Source organism: Nonlabens arenilitoris, from assembly GCF_002954765.1.
GTDB lineage: Bacteria > Bacteroidota > Bacteroidia > Flavobacteriales > Flavobacteriaceae > Nonlabens > Nonlabens arenilitoris.
The window spans coordinates 1,572,371-1,592,183 of the sequence record NZ_MTPW01000001.1; the positions used below are offsets into that span (position 1 = coordinate 1,572,371).

Annotated in this window: 17 protein-coding genes and 1 pseudogene; 8 read left to right on the forward strand and 10 right to left on the reverse strand. The window is 35.5% G+C overall.

The window, feature by feature from the left end; genetic code table 11:
- Positions 1-83 precede the first annotated feature (83 nt).
- The 3 genes from BST92_RS07000 to BST92_RS07010 all read right to left on the reverse strand — a co-directional run bounded on the left by BST92_RS07000 (position 84) and on the right by BST92_RS07010 (position 5,984).
- The gene (locus BST92_RS07000) at positions 84-1,457 is read right to left on the reverse strand and encodes an OmpA family protein (protein WP_105070800.1); all 1,374 of its coding nucleotides are present in this window, start codon (positions 1,455-1,457) and stop codon (positions 84-86) included.
- A 113-nt stretch (positions 1,458-1,570) separates the two neighbouring features.
- Positions 1,571-2,767, reverse strand: coding sequence for a glycine C-acetyltransferase (gene kbl / locus BST92_RS07005; protein ID WP_105070801.1), 1,197 nt, complete (start codon positions 2,765-2,767; stop codon positions 1,571-1,573).
- 46 nt (positions 2,768-2,813) lie between these two features.
- Positions 2,814-5,984 (reverse strand): UvrD-helicase domain-containing protein, encoded by a 3,171-nt coding sequence (locus tag BST92_RS07010; protein WP_105070802.1) that lies wholly within the window; start codon positions 5,982-5,984, stop codon positions 2,814-2,816.
- A 236-nt stretch (positions 5,985-6,220) separates the two neighbouring features.
- On the opposite strand from BST92_RS07010, the gene BST92_RS07015 reads away from it, so the two are divergent.
- Positions 6,221-6,826 carry a superoxide dismutase gene (locus BST92_RS07015; RefSeq protein WP_105070803.1) on the forward strand — a complete coding sequence of 202 codons (606 nt, stop codon included), beginning with the start codon at positions 6,221-6,223 and terminating at the stop codon, positions 6,824-6,826.
- 169 nt (positions 6,827-6,995) lie between these two features.
- On the opposite strand, the gene BST92_RS07020 is transcribed toward BST92_RS07015, so the two are convergent.
- The 4 genes and pseudogenes from BST92_RS07020 to purN form a co-directional block, all read right to left on the reverse strand.
- Complete coding sequence (locus BST92_RS07020) at positions 6,996-8,894, reverse strand: amidophosphoribosyltransferase (protein ID WP_105070804.1); 1,899 nt, start codon at positions 8,892-8,894, stop codon at positions 6,996-6,998.
- Between the two features lie 67 nt (positions 8,895-8,961).
- The gene (locus tag BST92_RS07025; RefSeq protein WP_105070805.1) at positions 8,962-9,882 is read right to left on the reverse strand and encodes a PfkB family carbohydrate kinase; all 921 of its coding nucleotides are present in this window, start codon (positions 9,880-9,882) and stop codon (positions 8,962-8,964) included.
- A gap of 143 nt (positions 9,883-10,025) precedes the next feature.
- Positions 10,026-10,505, reverse strand: coding sequence for a ribonuclease HI (gene rnhA / locus BST92_RS07030; RefSeq protein ID WP_036582809.1), 480 nt, complete (start codon positions 10,503-10,505; stop codon positions 10,026-10,028).
- A pseudogene (gene purN / locus BST92_RS07035) lies at positions 10,505-11,067 on the reverse strand (phosphoribosylglycinamide formyltransferase). The gene rnhA and the pseudogene purN overlap by 1 nt, the downstream one beginning before the upstream one ends.
- Positions 11,068-11,222: 155 nt before the next feature.
- Between purN and BST92_RS07040 the strand changes: the two are divergent.
- From BST92_RS07040 to pyk, 5 genes are all read left to right on the forward strand, one after another.
- On the forward strand, positions 11,223-11,459 hold the full coding sequence (locus BST92_RS07040) for an acyl carrier protein (protein WP_015361896.1): 237 nt from the start codon (positions 11,223-11,225) through the stop codon (positions 11,457-11,459).
- A gap of 10 nt (positions 11,460-11,469) precedes the next feature.
- On the forward strand, positions 11,470-12,717 hold the full coding sequence (gene fabF / locus BST92_RS07045) for a beta-ketoacyl-ACP synthase II (RefSeq protein ID WP_105070806.1): 1,248 nt from the start codon (positions 11,470-11,472) through the stop codon (positions 12,715-12,717).
- Between the two features lie 14 nt (positions 12,718-12,731).
- On the forward strand, positions 12,732-13,472 hold the full coding sequence (gene rnc, locus BST92_RS07050) for a ribonuclease III (protein WP_105070807.1): 741 nt from the start codon (positions 12,732-12,734) through the stop codon (positions 13,470-13,472).
- A 144-nt stretch (positions 13,473-13,616) separates the two neighbouring features.
- Positions 13,617-14,105 (forward strand): IPExxxVDY family protein, encoded by a 489-nt coding sequence (locus tag BST92_RS07055; RefSeq protein ID WP_105070808.1) that lies wholly within the window; start codon positions 13,617-13,619, stop codon positions 14,103-14,105.
- The gene (gene pyk / locus BST92_RS07060; RefSeq protein ID WP_105070809.1) at positions 14,105-15,535 is read left to right on the forward strand and encodes a pyruvate kinase; all 1,431 of its coding nucleotides are present in this window, start codon (positions 14,105-14,107) and stop codon (positions 15,533-15,535) included. The genes BST92_RS07055 and pyk overlap by 1 nt, the downstream gene beginning before the upstream one ends.
- On the opposite strand, the gene BST92_RS07065 is transcribed toward pyk, so the two are convergent.
- Both BST92_RS07065 and dinB read right to left on the reverse strand, forming a co-directional pair.
- A complete protein-coding gene (locus tag BST92_RS07065) occupies positions 15,536-16,039 on the reverse strand; it encodes a PAS domain-containing protein (RefSeq protein ID WP_105070810.1) in 504 nt (167 codons plus the stop codon).
- A 57-nt stretch (positions 16,040-16,096) separates the two neighbouring features.
- Positions 16,097-17,182, reverse strand: coding sequence for a DNA polymerase IV (gene dinB, locus BST92_RS07070; protein WP_105070811.1), 1,086 nt, complete (start codon positions 17,180-17,182; stop codon positions 16,097-16,099).
- Positions 17,183-17,220: 38 nt separating this feature from the next.
- On the opposite strand from dinB, the gene BST92_RS07075 reads away from it, so the two are divergent.
- Positions 17,221-17,880, forward strand: coding sequence for an NAD-dependent epimerase/dehydratase family protein (locus BST92_RS07075; protein ID WP_211292455.1), 660 nt, complete (start codon positions 17,221-17,223; stop codon positions 17,878-17,880).
- Positions 17,881-18,071: 191 nt separating this feature from the next.
- Positions 18,072-18,536, forward strand: a complete 465-nt coding sequence (locus BST92_RS07080; protein WP_105070813.1) for a CYTH domain-containing protein — start codon at positions 18,072-18,074, stop codon at positions 18,534-18,536.
- Here the strand turns inward: BST92_RS07080 and BST92_RS07085 are convergent, their stop codons facing one another.
- A complete protein-coding gene (locus BST92_RS07085; protein WP_105070814.1) occupies positions 18,537-19,808 on the reverse strand; it encodes an autotransporter domain-containing protein in 1,272 nt (423 codons plus the stop codon). It lies immediately after the preceding gene.
- Positions 19,809-19,813: the final 5 nt, after the last annotated feature.

Sequence of the window (19,813 nt, forward strand, 5' to 3'; positions counted from 1 at the left end):
TGATAAACTATGATGTCTTAAAAAATAACGCATAAAAAAAGCGCCACTTTTAAGTGGCGCTTTTATTATAATTAAAAAATCAATTAGTTTACTAAGTTGATCTCTACACGTCTGTTTTGAGCACGACCTGCTTTAGTTTTATTGTCAGCAACTGGACGAGCTTCTCCATAACCTACTGAAGAAAGTCTGAATTCGTCAATTCCGTTAGCAACTAAGTAGTTTTTAACTTCGTTTGCACGAGAATCAGATAATCTTTGGTTCAATGTAGCAGATCCAACACTATCTGTGTGACCGTCAATTGAGAACTTTGCAGTTGGGTATTTCTTAAGGATTGCAGTGATATCAGCAAGAACTTTTGCAGACTCAGCCTTAATAGTAGCTTTACCTGTATCGAATAAGATTGTTTTTGCGTATTGATTTAATTTTTCTTGTTCTTCAACTGTAGGTGCAGCTGGCTTAGGACAACCTGCTAGAGAAGCAATACCAGGAGTATCTGGACACTTATCATCAGCATCTAGTACACCATCGTTATCTCTATCTGTAGGACAACCATTGTTAGAAGCAGGACCTTTAACTGTTTTACAGTTGTCTTTACTATCTACAACACCATCACCATCAGTATCAGGATCTGGACAACCATTGTTATAAGCTGGACCAGCTTCATTAACACAGTTATCATCTTTATCTAATGTACCATCGCCATCAGTGTCAGGACATCCCATAGACTCAGCAGGACCTGCTGCATTAGGACAGTTGTCTTTGCTATCTTCAATACCATCACCATCAGAGTCAGGACAACCCATAAATTGCTCTAATCCAGCAACAGATGGACATGCATCTTTATCATCATAGATACCATCGCCATCAGTGTCAGTACCACCCCATGTGAATTTTAAACCAGCTGTGTGCTGGAAGTGCTTTGGGTTAGCGTCTTCAAAAGCGTGTTTGTAAGTAGTTTGTAAGTTTATAGCAATACCTTCTGTAATATAAAAGTCAATTCCAGCAGTACCGTTAAAAGTACCAAATCCGTCGTTATCAACCCAGTTGTAACCACCACCAACTCCAACGAATGGAGCAATGATACCATCTTGCTTGATCATGTTACGAAAGTTGTATTCCAAACCACCATCTAATCCAAAGTATGAAATATCATCAATACTTGTGTCACCGATTTTGTCGATAGTATTTACAGAAAAAGCTCCTGTTGCTACAATACCGTCACCTACATAGTATCCTACCTGAACACGGCTAGGTGCTGGTAAAATATTATAATGATCTGTATTGAAAAAATCTTCAAAATAGTCTCCTAATCCTTGGTCAGCCTCACCAACTGGATATAGGTCAATTGCGTTTGTTCCAATTGCGATAGACCATCTGTTTCCTTCGTCTTGTGCATTAGCAGTTGATGCTCCTAAAAGAACAGCACATGCTACTAAAATTTTAAATATGTTTTTCATGTTGGGGTTTTTTATTAATCAACAGAACAAAATTACTCTGTTATTGTGCATTCACAAGACTTTAACCTATAAATTTTCGTGAAATTGCTGATTAATTGTTAATTTCTCTTAAATTATGCGATAACTCCTAGTTCAAGTCCTACTTTTTTGAAAGCATTGATAGCTTTGTCGAGGTGTTCTTTATCGTGAGCAGCACTTAATTGTACTCTAATTCTTGCTTTTTCTTTAGGTACAACAGGATAAAAGAACCCGATTACATAAATTCCTTCTTCTAAAAGTGCATCTGCCATCTGTTGTGATAATTTTGCATCGTATAGCATTACTGGCACTATTGCGCTTTCGCCATCAACAAAGTCAAAGCCTAATTCTTTCATGCCTTTTTTAAAGTAAGCTGTATTAGCTTGTACTTTATCAATTAAGTCTGTGCTAGAGTCAATAAGCTCTAAAGCTTTAATCGACGCACCTACAATGGATGGTGCTAATGAATTACTGAATAAATATGGTCTAGAGCGTTGTCTTAAAATTTCTATGATCTCTTTTTTTGCAACGGTATAACCACCCATTGCGCCACCTAAAGCTTTTCCTAAAGTACCTGTTATAATGTCTATCCTGCCTAAAACACCTTTAGCTTCTAGCGATCCACGACCAGTATCACCTAAAAATCCTGCGGCGTGACATTCATCTACCATTACTAGTGCGTCATACTTATCTGCTAGATCACAAATTTTATCTAATGGTGCTAGGATTCCATCCATAGAAAACACACCGTCAGTTACAATAACTTTAAACCTTGCTCCATCTTCATTTGCTTTGATCAATTGTTTTTCTAAATCAGTCATGTCTGCACTAGCGTATCTATATCTAGCAGCCTTACATAATCGGACTCCATCAATTATTGAAGCATGATTTAGTGAGTCAGAAATAATAGCATCTTCTTTACCCAATAAAGGTTCAAAAACGCCACCATTTGCATCAAAGCAAGCAGCGTATAGTATAGTGTCTTCACAGCCGTAAAACTCTGCAAGTTTTTGTTCTAGTTCCTTATGTATATCTTGAGTACCACAAATAAATCTTACAGAACTCATCCCAAAACCATGAGAGTCTAGGGTGTCTTTTGCAGCCTGAATTACTTCTGGGTGAGATGATAATCCTAGGTAATTATTTGCACAAAAGTTAATGACCTCACTACCATCATCTAGTGTAATTACTGCATCCTGTGGTGATGTGATAATACGCTCTTTTTTATATAATCCTTGCTCTTTAATTTCTTCAATTTCTTTTTGAAGATATTCTTTCATACTACCGTACATAGTTGCGATTTTTTTAGTGTTTCAAAGGTAATAAACTATACTTGTTTTAATTCCATATGAGTTCCTTAAGCTCATCTGTATATATAAGTACTTTTTCCTTTATTTTATAATTCATTTGCTGTAATAATACCGCATAGTAATCCAGTTGATCTCTATGCTTTTCTAGTTGGGCTCCTGTTTTATAATCTATAATAGTAACCTCTCGATCATTAATAATAAGTCTGTCTGGTATAAATTTCTTGCCATCAGGAGTGAGGATACCACGTTCATTAAGGATATTTAATTCTGGCAAATAATATTTTTCAAAATATGAAGGACTTATCATCAATTTAAGAGTGTCAATCAATTCCTGTTTTAAATGAGATGATATATAATCATCTCTTTCTATTTTGATAATTACCGCTGGTAGATCAATAATAGATTCTATTTGTGATATATAATCGTGCAGTAAATTACCTTTATTGATAGACTCTTGAACACCACTGGCCCACAACATTCCTCTACGGGTAGAGAAGTCTGCACGTGATGTTGAAGAATGCGTTTTATAATTCCCTAGTTCTTGTGCAGGTTTACCATGTGATAAAGAAGATAATTTATTAAGGGTTCCTTTTTGAAAAGATACTACTTCATCTGTATCTTGTTTATCCCATGATGTACTATTATCTAAAAATCGTTTTAATAATTGTCCATGTCTCAATGAGGATTCATCTTGATTTTTGGTCTCTGGATGGTCTATACAACAAACGTAAAGTTGTTCTACCGCACGAGTAAACGCTACATATAAACCATTAATATGGTCCATTTGTGTTTTCTGTAAGTGCGTGTTGTAAACCTCTTGAGCTTGATCTGGATAAAACAATGCATCTTTTGATAGAGACATATAAAGATTTTCAAAGCCTTCATATGCCGCTGGATTAACATTAACCCAATCAGTAGGTTTAAGTGAGGCATTCATTTTTGAATCAGAGTAAGGTACAATGACAACCGGGAATTCTAGACCTTTAGATTTATGAATAGTCATAATTTGTACTGCTTGTGGATCTGGAGTTGCCGGCACGCTTAATTTTTCTTTTTTCTTTTCCCAATGTTCTAAAAATCTTGATAGCGAAACATCTTGCCCGTTAGAAAACTCAAAAACTAATTCTAGAAAAGACTGCAATCTTAAATCTTGCTCATTAAAAAGTTCTAATGCTTGAGCTGTTTGTTCTGTGGCTTTAAATAATGGCGCTTTCGCGAAAGCAGATTCCATAGTGGCAGCATCATCACAAAATACAACTTTTAATAAATCATAAAGCGATAAATTTATGTGGCTAATGATAAACGTGTTTATTTGTTCAATGTTATGATATTGAACATATTCTAAGAGAAATCCTAGTTTAAGGGCTTGCTGATCTGGCTGATGAATCATTTTCATAAATTCAACCAATAATCTCACGCGTGGTGATGCCTCAACCAGTAGGCTGTCTCCAGAAACAACCGTGATGTCTTGTTTTACTAAATATTGAGCTAGTTCATGGCCTTGAGTATGCTTGCGTACTAAAATACAAATGTCGCCTAGTTCAAAACCTTGTGCAATGATGTTCTTAATTAACTGATGTACATGTGGTGGGTAAGGTGTAATTAAATCCTCATCATCACTTGATACAAAATCATTGTTATTTAAAAAATCAACTTGTATATAACCACCTTGTTTATGCGTCGTTTTTTGATGTAAATAATTTTGATATAAATTTTTATAGATATCGCTATGTAAATAGTCTCCATAAAATTTAAAAAACTCATTGTTAAATTCTATCACATTGTGGTAACTGCGCCAGTTAAATTCTAGTGTCTGATTGCTTTTCTCTAATTCAAATAATTGGTTTTTTTCTAATAATCCTAAAAATTGATTTGCATCACTACCACGCCATCTATAGATTGATTGCTTTGCATCTCCTACGAGCATTAGCGTACCGCTAGTGCCGTTATCATCAATGCTTTGTAAAGCGTTGCTTATTAATGGGATCATATTTTCCCATTGCATGCGTGACGTGTCTTGGAACTCATCAATAAAATAGTGACGATACTTTTCACCTAATCGCTCATAAACAAATGGAGCAGGCTGGTCTTTAATCTGGTTTCTTAAAAGACCATTAAACTCATAAATAGGAACAACCTGCTCTTCTTTTTTAATTAAATTAATTTCATGCATTAACTCGTTAAGTAGTGATAATGGGACAATACTTTTAATGATGTTTTCATGAAATTTTATATGCCCATAGGTTGCTCTATAGGCAATGCCAAAATCAGCGATGTCAACACGTAAAGCATCTATACCATCTTTAATATGTTGTTTTTGATTCTTTGCATATAAGTCGCCTGCGATAAAATCTCTTATTGAAGCTGTATTGGGTATTACCGATAGATCCTCTTGCGATGTTTTAATAATTGTATTAAATATACTGCGAGAACCACCTTTAAAATCTTTAGGTTCTAATCCTTGTTGTTTTGACTTTTCAATAAGTCCTATGGCTAGCTCTTTTAAATGTGTTTTTAGACCTCGATTTTTAAGCTTTAAATTTTGAGCTAATTTTTCAAAGTCTTCGCTAGATTTTTGTTCTAATGCTTTAAGGTATTCATAATGATTTTCATTTTTAATTAATGAAGATATTTGCATGAGATCAAAAGCGACATCCCAGCTTTTATTGTTGTCAATTTTAGATAATGAAAAATCTACTAACTTTTTAGTAAGCTTTTTATCATTGCCAGCACGAGCTAGTAAATTCTGGATTGCCTTATTGATTAAAGAATCTGTGTCTAATTCTACCTCAAATCCAGCGGGCAAATCAATATCTTTTGCAAAAGTGCGCAAGATGCGGTGATTAAATGCATCAATTGTAACTATGTCAAAAGCAGAGTAGTCATGTAAAAGGCGTTGATGGATTTTAATAGCTTTGTTTGCAAGATCTTTATCATCTAATCCAGTTATCTCTTTAATGTGATTAAAAATTCCTAGGCTATTATCTGGCACAGGTTGTTTCCCAAAATTATACAAGTGTTCGAGAACTCGTTCTTTCATTTCTGCAACTGCCTTGTTGGTAAAAGTTACTGCTAGAATCTTGCGGTAATGATTATTGAATTGCGATTGAAATAGTAGCGTGAGGTAGTCTCTCGCCAGTGTATAGGTTTTACCAGATCCAGCACTGGCGCTGTAAAATGTAGTAGGAGATGAGGTCATACTCAAAGGTATGATGAAAAACTGAAAAGCGATCGAACTACTTCTTAAATTTGAATCTAATTAAAATTTTGAAAGCGAATGTAAAATCTATTATGTATCGTCATTCGTTTTACTGATCATAGATTATTAATACTCATTAATAAGATTAAGTATATTATAACATCAATAATTTTAACATATCGCAGTTTGTGTTTAAATTTATACTTTATAAATAAAACTATTAAAACCAATATATTATGGCTTTTGAACTACCTAAATTAAACTATGCGTATGATGCGCTAGAACCACATATTGATGCTAGAACAATGGAGATTCACCATTCAAAGCACCACAACGGTTATACTAATAACTTAAACAATGCTATTGAAGGTACAGATTTAGAAGGAAAGTCTATTGAAGACATTCTTACAAATCTAGATATGGACAACAAAGCGGTTAGAAATAATGGTGGTGGATTTTACAATCACAGATTATTCTGGGAAGTAATGTCACCTAATGGTGGTGGAAAACCTACTGGAGATCTTGCTGCTGCAATTGATAAAGCTTTTGGTTCTTATGATGCATTTCAAGATAAATTTGCTACTGCGGCTAAAACTCAGTTTGGTTCTGGTTGGGCATTTTTATGTGTTAAAGATGGTGCTCTAGAAGTTTGTGGAACTCCTAATCAAGACAATCCATTAATGCCTGGTGTAGGATGTGGAGGAACTCCTATCCTAGGACTTGACGTATGGGAGCACGCATATTACCTAAACTATCAAAACCGCAGACCTGATTATGTAACTGCATTTTTTAATGTCATCAACTGGGACGCTGTGGCTGAGAAATATAACGCTGCTAAATAGTAGTTGTTATTAGTTGGTTAAAACCATCAGCTTATTTACAACTTAAAAGCCCTAAAGTATTCATTGAAAACTTTAGGGCTTTTTATATTTCACTAACTTTAATGTAAATAACTTAGTGTGAAGAGATGTAATACATTCACATCATAAAATATGCTAGATATGCTTTTAATTAATAAGCTCTCTCATCATTCTTCTCATAGAAGTTGATGTAGGCACGATTCACCACACGGTTACCTCCATCAGTAGGATAGTTGCCTGTAAAATACCAGTCGCCTAAGTTTTTAGGACAGGCTTTATGTAGATTATCCACTGTTTGATAGACTATTTTAACTTCTGCGTTTAAATCGTCATCAGACAGCAATTCACCTATTTTATCAGATATTTCTTGATCAGTAAATGGGTCGTAAAGCTCTTTTACGTAATTCACTACATCTTTATCTTTATACTCTATTTGAGCTTTACACTTCTTATAAATCTCTTCTACAATGTTATAAGTACCACGATCTTCATGTAAAGCTAGAGCAGCTCTAAAAGCAACTAACCCTTCTAGTCGTGCCATATCGATTCCATAACAATCAGGATATCTAATTTGTGGTGCACTAGAAACAACTACAATTTTCTTAGGCTTTAAACGATCCATCATTTTGAGAATGGACTTTTTAAGCGTTGTTCCTCGTACTATGGAATCATCTATAATCACAAGATTATCATTCTCTTTAACCACTCCATAAGTCACATCATATACGTGAGCCACTAAATCGTCTCGAGAAGAATCCTCTGTGATAAAGGTTCTTAACTTAGCATCTTTAATCGCAATCTTTTCAGTTCGCAGCTTTCGCGAAAGCGTATCCTCAACTTGTTGAGCGGTCAGTTTACCTTCTCCAGCAATAATAGCATCTCTTTTTTGCTCATTTAAAACGGCATGTGCCGCTTCTACCATACCATAGAATGAAGTTTCGGCAGTGTTAGGAATGTATGAAAAAACGGTATTATCGATATCATGGTCTATAAACTCCATGATTTTAGGGAATAGTAAATGTCCTAGTTTTTTACGTTCTTGATAAATCTCGGCATCGCTACCACGAGAGAAATAAATACGTTCAAAAGAACAGGCTTTACGTTCTAGTGGTTTCAGTATTTGTTCAATACTTACTTTACCATTCTTTTTAATGATAATAGCTTTACCTGGATCCAGTTCTTTTACTTCTTCAAACGGTGCGTTAAACGCAGTTTGAATTACAGGTCGTTCACTAGCTACAACAACTACTTCATCATCTTGATAGTAGTATGCAGGTCTAATACCAGATGGATCTCTTAAAAGGAAAGCGTCACCATGTCCCATAAGTCCACCCATGGCATAGCCACCATCCCAGTCTTTTGCACTTTTCTTAAGAACTTTAGCAACGTTAAGTTGTTCAGCTATTTTAGGAGAAGATTCCATTTTAGAAAGTCCTTCAGCCTTGAATTTTTTATATAATTTAGAAACCTCACGATCTTGAAAATGGCCTACCTTTTCCATAACGGTTACGGTGTCTGCCATGTCTTTAGGGTGCTGTCCTAATTCTACTAACTTGTCAAATAACTCAAACACGTTAGTCATGTTAAAATTACCAGCCATGATTAGGTTGCGATGCATCCAGTTGTTCTGACGTAAAAATGGATGTACAGATTCTATGCTGTTTTTTCCAAAAGTCCCATAACGCACGTGTCCCATCATCAACTCGCCTATGTATGGGATTTGAGCTTTTTGAGCCGCTACATCATCCTTTATTTGTGGATTTTCATCTAACTCAGCATTAATGCGTTCATTAATTTGAGCAAAAATATCTTGGATAGGTTGCGGTTCATTACTGCGTACTCTTGAAATATATCGTTGACCAGGTTTTACGTCAAGTTTAATACTTGCAAATCCAGCACCATCTTGTCCGCGATTGTGCTGTTTTTCCATCATCAGGTACATTTTATTAATACCATAAAATGCCGTGCCATATTTCTCTTTGTAATATTCAAGAGGTTTAAGAAGTCTTATAAGTGCTATACCACACTCGTGTTTTAATGGATCGCTCATGATGAATTCTAAAAGTCAAAAGTAAATAAAAAGCCCTCAAAAATTTTGAGGGCTCGATCATTTTTTATTATGCGTTTATTTCAAATTTAGTAAGCGCTTTAAACTGCTCTAAACGTGTATTGATTTCTTCTGGCGTGATGGATTGCATGCGTTCTGTTCCGAATTTTTCTACACAAAAAGAAGCAAAGTTAGATCCGTAAATTATAGCTCTTTTCATGTTTTCAAAACTATAATCTTCACTAGACGCTAAGAATCCTGCAAATCCACCTGCAAATGTGTCTCCAGCTCCAGTCGGGTCAAAAACTTCTTCTAGTGGTAATGCTGGAGCAAAAAAGATGTGTTCATCGTGGAATAATAATGCTCCGTGTTCACCTTTTTTAATGACCACATACTTAGGACCCATAGTATGAATCTTGCGTGCTGCTGCAACTAGTGAGTATTCACCAGACAATTGTCTAGCCTCTTCATCATTAATAGTAATGACATCTACCTTGGCAATGACCTCATGTAACATATCCAATGCGCTATCCATCCAAAAGTTCATGGTGTCGAGAATAATCAATTTAGCTGCAGGAGTTTGTTCTATAACACCTAATTGCACTGCTGGATGTAAGTTTCCTAGCATTACAACCTCTGCATCTTTAAAAGAATTAGGCACTACAGGATTGAAGTCTGCTAGCACATTTAATTCTGTAGCAAGAGTGTCGCGAGTATTCATGTCATTATGATACTTACCAGACCAGAAAAATGTTTTACCATCTTTAACAACATCAACACCTTCTATATTCATACCTCTATTAGAAAGCATGTCTAGGTATTCTTGTGGAAAATCACCACCTACTACACTTACTAATCCAACTTCAGTATTAAAGTGAGAAGCGCTTAGGCCTATAAAAGTGGCTGCACCACCTAATATTTTATCTGTTTTTCCAAAAGGTGTTTCGATAGCATCAAAAGCTACTGTACCTACAACTACGAGTTTGCTCATTCTTGATATTTTTTTGCAAAAGTACGGAATTAGTCAGTCCTTAAAGAAGAATAATTTTTAGTTAATTGAAGTCTGATTGTTGATATTTAATTAAGAAGTAAATAATTATTAGGTAGTCTATTATAGTTTGAATGGTGAGTAAATTAAAATAGCCCTTTCTCACTAGCTTCAAACCCTTCATCCACTAAATGATTACTTTTATTTAGAGCAGCACCTACAGCCAGTGCGTCACATCTTTCATTAATAGGGTGATCATTATGACCTTTAACCCATTGCATTTTAGGTTGTGTACGATTAAAGGCTTTGATAAAACGCTTCCATAAATCTGGGTTTTTGACATTTTTCCACTTGCGTTTGATCCAGCCAGCAATCCAGTTTTTATTAACGGCATCACTAACATATTTACTGTCTGTAAAAACGGTAATTTGCACTTGATCCATTTTAATCTTTTCTAGAGCCTCTATAACCGCGAGCAATTCCATCCTGTTATTAGTGGTGCGCCTATAGCCTTGAGAAAACTCTTTTTTATATTTTTTTCCTACCCATATCATCACAATCCCATAACCACCAGGTCCTGGATTGCCTCTTGAAGAGCCATCGGTGTATATGTGTACTTGCTCCATTAAGCAAGTAATTCTTCAATGACCATAGGAAAATGCAAATGTTCTAATTCATGAATGCGAGCCGCAAGATCATCTGCGGTATCATTTTGATAAATAGGACACGTAAACTGCTCTATAATGGCACCTTCATCATAATGTTCATTTACATAATGAATGGTAATACCACTTTTTTCTTCTTTATTTTCAATGATAGCGCGGTGCACATTCATCCCGTACATGCCTTTTCCGCCGTAATTTGGTAATAAAGCAGGATGAATGTTAATAATTTTTTTGGGAATAATTTTACGAGACTTTCTGGAATTTTCCATAAAAAGCCCGCCAGCACTATTAAATCTGGGTTTTCTGCCTTTAATAGAGATTCTACTTTTCCCGCTTTCGCGAAAGCGAATTTATTAAAACTCATCGCTGGAATATTATTTTTTTGCGCTCTTTCTAGTACATAGGCTTGTGGTTTATTAGATAAAACCAAAGAGATTACTACAGATTCATTTTTGCTAAAATGATTTATAATCGCCTGAGCATTAGTACCATTACCTGATGCTAGAATTACTATTTTTTTCATATTTTTTTATGGCAAGCTTGTTGTAAACCACCTGATAGAGTTGAACAAAATAACATTATCAAATGCGATGGCAAGTTAACTCAAATAACTAAAAAGTGGTTTTATCACAAAGTTTGTTATTTTTGCCATTCATTTAAAATTAAAATTAGAAAATTATGTCAGACATTGCATCAAGAGTAAAAGCGATAATCGTTGACAAATTAGGTGTTGACGAAAATGAAGTTGTAACAGAAGCAAGTTTCACAAACGACTTAGGCGCAGACTCACTAGATACAGTTGAGTTGATCATGGAATTCGAAAAAGAATTTGATATCCAGATACCAGATGATCAAGCAGAAAACATTGCGACTGTAGGTCAAGCTGTTTCATACATAGAAGAAGCAAAAGCTTAATTTACTTCACATGGAATTAAAGCGAGTAGTCATAACGGGAATGGGAGCTCTTACACCGATAGGTAATAATCTAGCGGAGTATTGGGATGCGTTAAAAGCAGGTAAGAGTGGTTGCGCTCCTATCACATATTTTGATACAGAACATTTCAAGACTAAGTTCGCTTGTGAAATCAAGAACTTTAACGTTACTGATTTTATAGACCGCAAGGAAGCTAGACGCATGGATCGTTTTGCCCAGTATGCACTGGTAGCAGGTGATGAGGCGATAGCAGACTCAGGATTAGATATCGACTCTATAGATAAATATAGAGTCGGTGTTATCTGGGGCGCAGGAATAGGTGGTCTAGAAACTTTTCAGGAAGAGGTTAAAGCGTTTGCTGCTGGAAATGGTATCCCACGTTTTAATCCTTTCTTTATTCCTAAAATGATTGCTGATATTGCTCCAGCTCATATTTCTATTAAATATGGGTTTATGGGACCTAACTATACTACAGTATCTGCTTGTGCCTCTAGTGCAAACGCGATGCTGGATGCAGTTAACTATATTAGATTAGGACATTGTGATGTGATTGTAACTGGTGGCTCTGAAGCAGCAGTTGCTCAAGCTGGAATGGGTGGTTTTAATGCCATGCATGCCTTATCAACACGTAATGAAAGTCCAGAAACCGCAAGTCGACCATTTGATGCGACACGTGACGGTTTTGTTCTAGGAGAAGGCGCTGGTGCGCTGGTTCTAGAAGATTATGAGTATGCAAAAGCTCGTGGAGCAAAAATCTATGCCGAGGTTATAGGTGGTGGTTTCTCTAGTGACGCATACCACATTACTGCACCAGATCCAGAAGGTCGTGGTGTTATTGCAGTAATGAAAAATACACTACAGAATGCAGGAATTAATCCTGAAGATGTTGACCATATTAATACACACGGTACATCGACACCACTAGGTGATGTGGCAGAGTTGAAGGCGATTAAAGCAGTCTTTGGCGATCATGCACCTAATATTAGTATTAATTCTACAAAATCTATGACGGGTCACCTATTAGGTGCAGCTGGAGCAATAGAGTCTATTGCAAGTGTAATGGCTATTAATGAAGGGATAATTCCTCCTACTATTAACCATACTACTGTAGATGAAAATATTGATCCATCGCTAAGACTAGTATTGAATCAACCTGAAAAACGAGAGGTAAACATAGCCTTGAGTAACACATTTGGTTTTGGTGGTCACAACTGCTGTATCGCATTTAGAAAAATCTAAGCGGTACTTTTTAAATGAATCGATTTAAAAAAATATTCACTTCTCGAATCTCTACAGATGACGAGGCACTATCGCGTGGAATAAAAAAAATCACAGGAATCACTCCTAAAAATATCGATATCTATCGCAAAGCGTTTACTCATAAATCCATGAGTTTAAAAGACGCAGATGGTAATCCTATAAGTTATGAGCGATTAGAATTTCTAGGTGATGCTATCCTAGGAAGTGTTATTGCTGAATATATTTATAACGAGGTGCCACATGGTGATGAAGGTTATTTAACTAAAATGCGGTCTAAGATTGTAAGTCGTGAGCATCTTAATGAGCTAGGAATGGATTTTGGCCTTATCGATTTTGCAAAAACCCAAGTTCCAGAACGTAATTTCGGAGCAAATGTTCATGGGAATCTTTTTGAGGCATTAGTGGGTGCTATTTATCTTGATAAGGGCTATAAGCGAACTCAAAACTTTATAAGTCGTCGTGTTATAGAGCCTTATGTGGATATAGAAAAACTAGAAGGTAAGGTAATTAGTTACAAAAGTCTTTTGATTGAATGGTGTCAGAAAAACAAGAAGACATTTAATTATCATACTTATGAAGATACAGGTGTAAATGAAATAAGACATTTCTCTGTAAAGTTATCTATTGATGATAGAGTTCTTGCCAAAGCTCGTGCAACATCTAAGAAAAAGGCTGAAGAAAAAGCGAGTAAAAGGGCCTTTTTTGCACTACAAGATAAAATGACTGTCAAATAATTACCTCAATCATCTAGTTCTACAAGCTTAAACCTACTCGTAACGCACAACGATAACCATTTCGTAGAAAATATCAATTTATTAAAGTTTTTTAAAGACTAATTTGTAGTTTGTCTTCTTAAATTTGTGGAGAAAGTTGAATATATGGCTACTTACAAATTAGATGGATGGGACTGTGATGATGAGCCCTATACTCTTGTAGGAATACATTCGACAATTGAGCCTTACAGAATGGCTTATATGGTAAATAAGTATCTAGGTTTATCTTTTAAAAGAACAGACGTAGATCAAGATGTAACCATGCCAGAATTTACAGTAAGATATCCGGTTTATAAGTATGAAGATGTTATTAATTATAATACTTATTACTTAACTCCTAATAAATTTTGGGCAACTCTCAATTCCGTTACCAGTAGTGGTGGACTTTTTGAGAGCCAAGAGCAAACAGAAATAAAAACAGTCTTAATTAAGGAATATACGAGAGTAGATTTTATAATAAAAATAGAGAAAGACCCAGAGCTTTTTCCATTAAAAAAATTAATTAACGACTTAAATAAAATACCACATGTGATAACTGCATACCAGTTAGATGATCATGTAATTAAACAAAAAGATTATTTAATTTTTGAATAATGCCAAAGACAAAAAAGACTAAAATAGTAGCTACGTTAGGACCTGCAACTTCTTCAAAAGAGGTGTTGTTAGGAATGATGAATGCTGGTGTGAATGTATTTAGAATTAATTTTTCTCATGCAGATCATGAAGATGTAAGAGAACGCGTTCAGATGATACGTGATCTTAATGAAGAGCACGGTTTTGCAACAGGGATTTTAGGAGACCTTCAAGGTCCTAAACTGCGTGTAGGCGTTATGAAAGAAGAAGTAGTTGTGCATCCTGGTGATGTTATAACTATTTCAACTGGTAAGCCTTTTAAAGGTACTGCAGAGCGTGTTTACATGAATTATGAACATTTTCCGAGAGATGTAAAAGCAGGTGAGCGCATTCTTCTTGATGATGGTAAATTGATGTTTGAAGTAATTTCAACTGATGGTGAAAAAGATGTGGTCACAAAGGTTATTCAAGGTGGTCCACTGCGTTCTAAAAAAGGAGTCAATCTACCACAAACAGATATTTCATTACCAGCTCTTACAGAAAAAGACGTGGTAGATGCCATATTTGCTTGTGAGTTACAAGTAGACTGGATGGCACTTTCTTTTGTCCGTCATAGTCGTGATTTGATGGAGTTACAAGATTTGATCAAAGAACACTCAGAGCATAAAATTCCTATTATCGCAAAAATTGAAAAGCCTGAAGCTGTCACTAACATCGATAAAATTGTAGCTTATTGCGACGGTTTAATGGTGGCTCGTGGTGATTTAGGTGTTGAGGTACCTGCACATGAAGTACCTCTTATTCAAAAACAATTAGTCTTAAAAGCAAAACAAGCACGTATTCCAGTTATCATCGCTACACAAATGATGGAAACAATGATTACTAGCCTTACACCTACACGTGCAGAGGTAAATGACGTTGCAAATTCTGTGATGGATGGTGCAGATGCGGTAATGCTATCTGGTGAAACATCAGTAGGTCAGTATCCTATTCAAGTAATAGAAAAAATGACCAGCATTTGTTTATCTGTTGAAAACAGTGACTTGATTAATGTGCCACATAGCGCACCGCATATCAAAACAAAGAGATATATCACTAAATCAATATGTTATCATGCGGCAAAAATGGCTGACGAGATCGATGCAAAAGCCATCACGACAATGACTAATAGTGGTTATACAGCGTTTCAAATAAGCGCATGGAGACCAGATGCACACATTTTAACATTCACTAGTAACAAACGTATCCTTACACAATTGAGTTTATTATGGGGTGTTAAAGCCTTTTTATATGATCGTTTTGTAAGTACTGATGAAACCATTGAAGATGTGAATCAATTTGCAAAAGACAAAAAATTTGTCAAAAAAGGAGATTTCTTAATCAATCTTGCAGCAATGCCTGTTACAGATAAGGGAATGGTTAATACTTTAAGAGTATCTGAAATTGAATAACTAAACAAAATATTCCTTTTCAAAAGCAATGAAGTGAGATACTTCTAGCTTGCTATTGAAGATAGGAAAGGCATGGATTTCACAACCGTATATCTCACCATTTTTACGGTAATTAACTAGACGAGTATTAAAAGGCAATTCATTTTGAGTTGCCTTTTTTATAAGCATTTTTGAATTCTTATCTGTCTTAATACCTTGTAATAAAGCAGGTGTGTGACCTATCAATTCACGACTTTCATATCCAGTCATTTTAAAAATATTCTCAGAGCAACACTGGATTTTAAAATTATGATCTGTAATGACTATAGTATATCCATTATAGTGTGAAAAGCGATCTAGAAAATAATTAAAATGCCAGTTATGTTCATTTGCTAGACCATTCATTTGTTCTAATATATCTTTGTCCAGATCCCATAAAAGCTTCTTAATCAATTCCCATGATAACATAGGTAAGGATTTAATGTGGCTGTTGATAACAGTATATTGGGAGTTTTCTAAAGTCATATACTAACAAAATTATAAGAAAAAAGGCTTATATTCCTACAACTACTAGTTAATATTTTAGAACATAAATTTTAATTGAACTTCAACAAAATCATCTTCTTCAACATCAGTATTGAGATTAGATAGGGTGATACCTAGCAAGCGTACACTTTCACGGAAACCTTCTTGTTCCATTAATTCAATCGCAGTGGCCAGTATTAAATCTTTAGTTCTTATAAAATGAGATAGGGTTTTGCTACGTGTTTGCGTTTTAAAATCGCTGTATTTTATTTTTAAAGTAACCGTTTTACCAGCAACATCATTTTTTGCGAGTCGTTTTTCAATTTCCTCAGCGATTTGAGTAAGACGCTCTTTCATAAATATCTCGCTCGATATATTTTCGGCAAAAGTACGCTCTGCACCTAGGGATTTTCTAATACGATCTGGTTTTACCGGACTGTGGTGTATACCTCGCACAATGTTATAATAGTGAGCGCCACTTTTACCAAAATGCTCTTGTAAAAACTCTAGACTGCGTTCTTTTAAATGAGCTCCTGTAAATATGCCTTGCAAGTACATTTTCTCTGCAGTGACTTTTCCTATACCGTGAAACTTTCTAATCTCTAATTCTTCTAGAAACGGAATCACCTCTTCAGGTGTTATTGTTTTTTGTCCGTTAGGTTTGTTATAATCACTAGCAATTTTTGCAACAAATTTATTGATAGAAATCCCTGCGCTGGCAGTTAATCCAGTAGTTTCATAAATGCGTCTTCTTATATCATATGCAATAACAGTAGCACTAGGATAGTTCAACTTATTCTCTGTGACATCTAGGTAAGCCTCATCTAGTGATAAAGGCTCTACGAGGTCTGTATAGTCTAAGAATATATCTCTAATTTGTTGAGATACCTCTCGGTATTTATCAAATCTATGTTTCACAAAAATCAGATCTGGACATAGTTTTTTGGCCGTGACACTAGGCATGGCACTACGCACACCATATTTGCGCGCTTCATAACTTGCCGCTGCTACTACACCGCGATTATTTCCACCACCTACGGCAATAGGTTTTCCTTTTAATTCTGGAAAATCACGTTGCTCGACGCTCGCATAAAATGCGTCCATGTCTACATGTATAATTTTGCGATCATCCAATTCGTGCATGGTGCAAAATTACTACCTTTAACTCTAGAAATATGTTAATGAAATATACAGCTGTTGTTATCGGTGCCACAGGACTTACGGGAAGTAGGTTAGTGAATTTATTATTTGATAATGAACAATATGAGCGTGTGATTACGCTTTCGCGAAAGCGTACTAAACTCAACCACCGCAAACACGAATCACATATCGTGGATTTATTTGATCCGGCTACTTATACTGATTTCTTAAAAGCTGATCACTTATTTATATGTACTGGAACAACCCAAGCCAAAACACCAGATAAGGAGGAATACTATCGAATCGAACATGATTTACCAGTACAGGTTGCCGAGGTCGCTTTGCATAACGGCGTGCAAAAAGTCATTGCCATATCTGCACTAGGAGCAAATCCTGACAGTAAGTTTATGTACAATCGAGGCAAAGGAGAAATGGAACGTGATATTGAGAAACTAGCTTTTAAAGAAGCATACTTTGTCCAGCCGGCATTAATAGGTGGCGAGCGAGAAGAGCAACGCAAATTTGAAAGTGCCTGGAAAAAATTTCAAAAGCTTATTGATCCTTTACTCATAGGTTTTCTTAAAAAATATCGCACTATAGAACCAGAAACGATTGCTCAATCTATGATTTATGTAGCCATTAATGGTTATGAAAAATCTAGAATAGAAAGTGATGAGTTAAAGGTGATAGCGTCGCTTTAGGATATAGTCTCAATTTCAGTCTAATGGTTCGAAACGAAAAGCTGTAGTATGTCAGTTCGAGCGAGAGTCGAGAACGGTTTTAGTTTTTTACTTAAACTTAAACTTAAACTTAAACACTGAAATTCCAATCATAAGGATCAAATCATATACTTGTAACTAATTACTTATTATTACCTTTTCAATAAATAACCATGCTAGAAATAGAACGCAAGTACATAGTCAAAAATACAGATTTTTTAAAAGATCTCAAAGGAAAACGCATCACCCAAGGCTATCTTTCTACAGATCCAGCTCGTACCGTGCGAGTGCGTATTAAAGGAGCTCAAGGATTTATAACTATAAAAGGACAGTCTACAGACAGCGGCCTTACCCGATATGAATGGGAAAAAGAAATTACCATTGTAGAGGCAGAAGATTTACTAGAACTAGCACTACCAGGTGTAATTGATAAAACCAGATATGAAATTGCCATAGAAAAGCACACTTGGGAAGTAGATGTTTTTCATGGAACAAATAAGGGATTAATAATAGCCGAAATCGAACTTGAAACCGAAGATGAGCCGTTCTCTAAACCTGTTTGGATTACTCAAGAAGTCACAGGAGATCAACGTTATTACAATTCTTATTTGAGTGAGCGGCCTTTTGGTGAGTGGTAGTTAAAACTTAATACCAACTCCTATGCGTAACACGTTTCGTTTTCCATTTGTAAAACCTAGGAAGTCACTACCTATTTGTTCTGACAGACCTATTCCATATCGCGCCTCAATAAAGAAATCCTTTGGTAAATCATATTGTAAACCAAAATCTACGCCTAAACCTACGTTTCTTGTGACACTTGTTGTTTCATTGGTCACAAGTTGAGCTTTAGGTCCACCAAAAGCCCAAAAGTTATTTCCAACTTTTCTTTTAAATAATACAGGGATCTCTAAGAATAAAAATTCATCTGTAAATGAAAAGGTAGCTTCGTTTTGAAGATTCCAGTTTTCACTGATTCTAGTATCAATGAATAAACCACCATAAAGCTCTGTGCCAGCGTAACCACTATCTGCTCCAGATAGCTCATCTATCCCAGTAACATTTGAAAAGTTCACACCCATTTTATAACCGAATCTACTGCTGCCTATATTTTCATTGCGTTCTTTCTTCTCTTTAATGATTTTTTCTTTCTTTTCTTTTTTATCGGGATTTCCATTTCCAAATGGGAAAAAAGCTAAAGACACACCAGCTTGATGACCGTCAAATTCATACTCGCCATTTTGAGACTCGCCATTAATCTCATTTACATAGGTATACTCACCGAAATATTGTGGTGTAAAGGAATGGCTGTAAAAAGCTTGAGCTCTCACTGGAAGTGCTCCAAGTTTAAAATTGTAATTTAAGCCTAATAATAATGAAGGTCTCAATATTCTATTGCGCTCCGTATATTCATAACTTATGCTTTCTCCATCATTCCCTATTGTTAAACTTGAAAACCCAACATCATTGAAGGACCTAAAATTGATTTGTGGTGCAATGGCAATCCCTAAACTGTTTTTATCATTACCTAATAATTCATATTGGAAGGGAGCAGATATTATAAGATCAATATAGGAATTTGAAGAACTTTTAAGACCAAATGAGCTATCTAGTCCACTGTCGGAATTGATATAGGTCTCAGTTATTGATCTTATCCAGTCAATCTCAGCACTCGGAGATAATGTCCATTTCTCAGAAAGATTAAAATCGTAACCTAATCCTAGCCTGAAAGTGGCATTGGTAGGTACGTAGAATTCGTAACCTGTTACATTTAAATCTGATGAATAACTAAAGTTATCTGCATAACCTACTTTGACATGTAGGTTTTGATACCAATGAGAATTGTTTTCTTGAGCAGATAAAAATCCAACGCTTAATAAAGCGATGATTAAATTGAGTTTTAAGGACTTCATAAAAG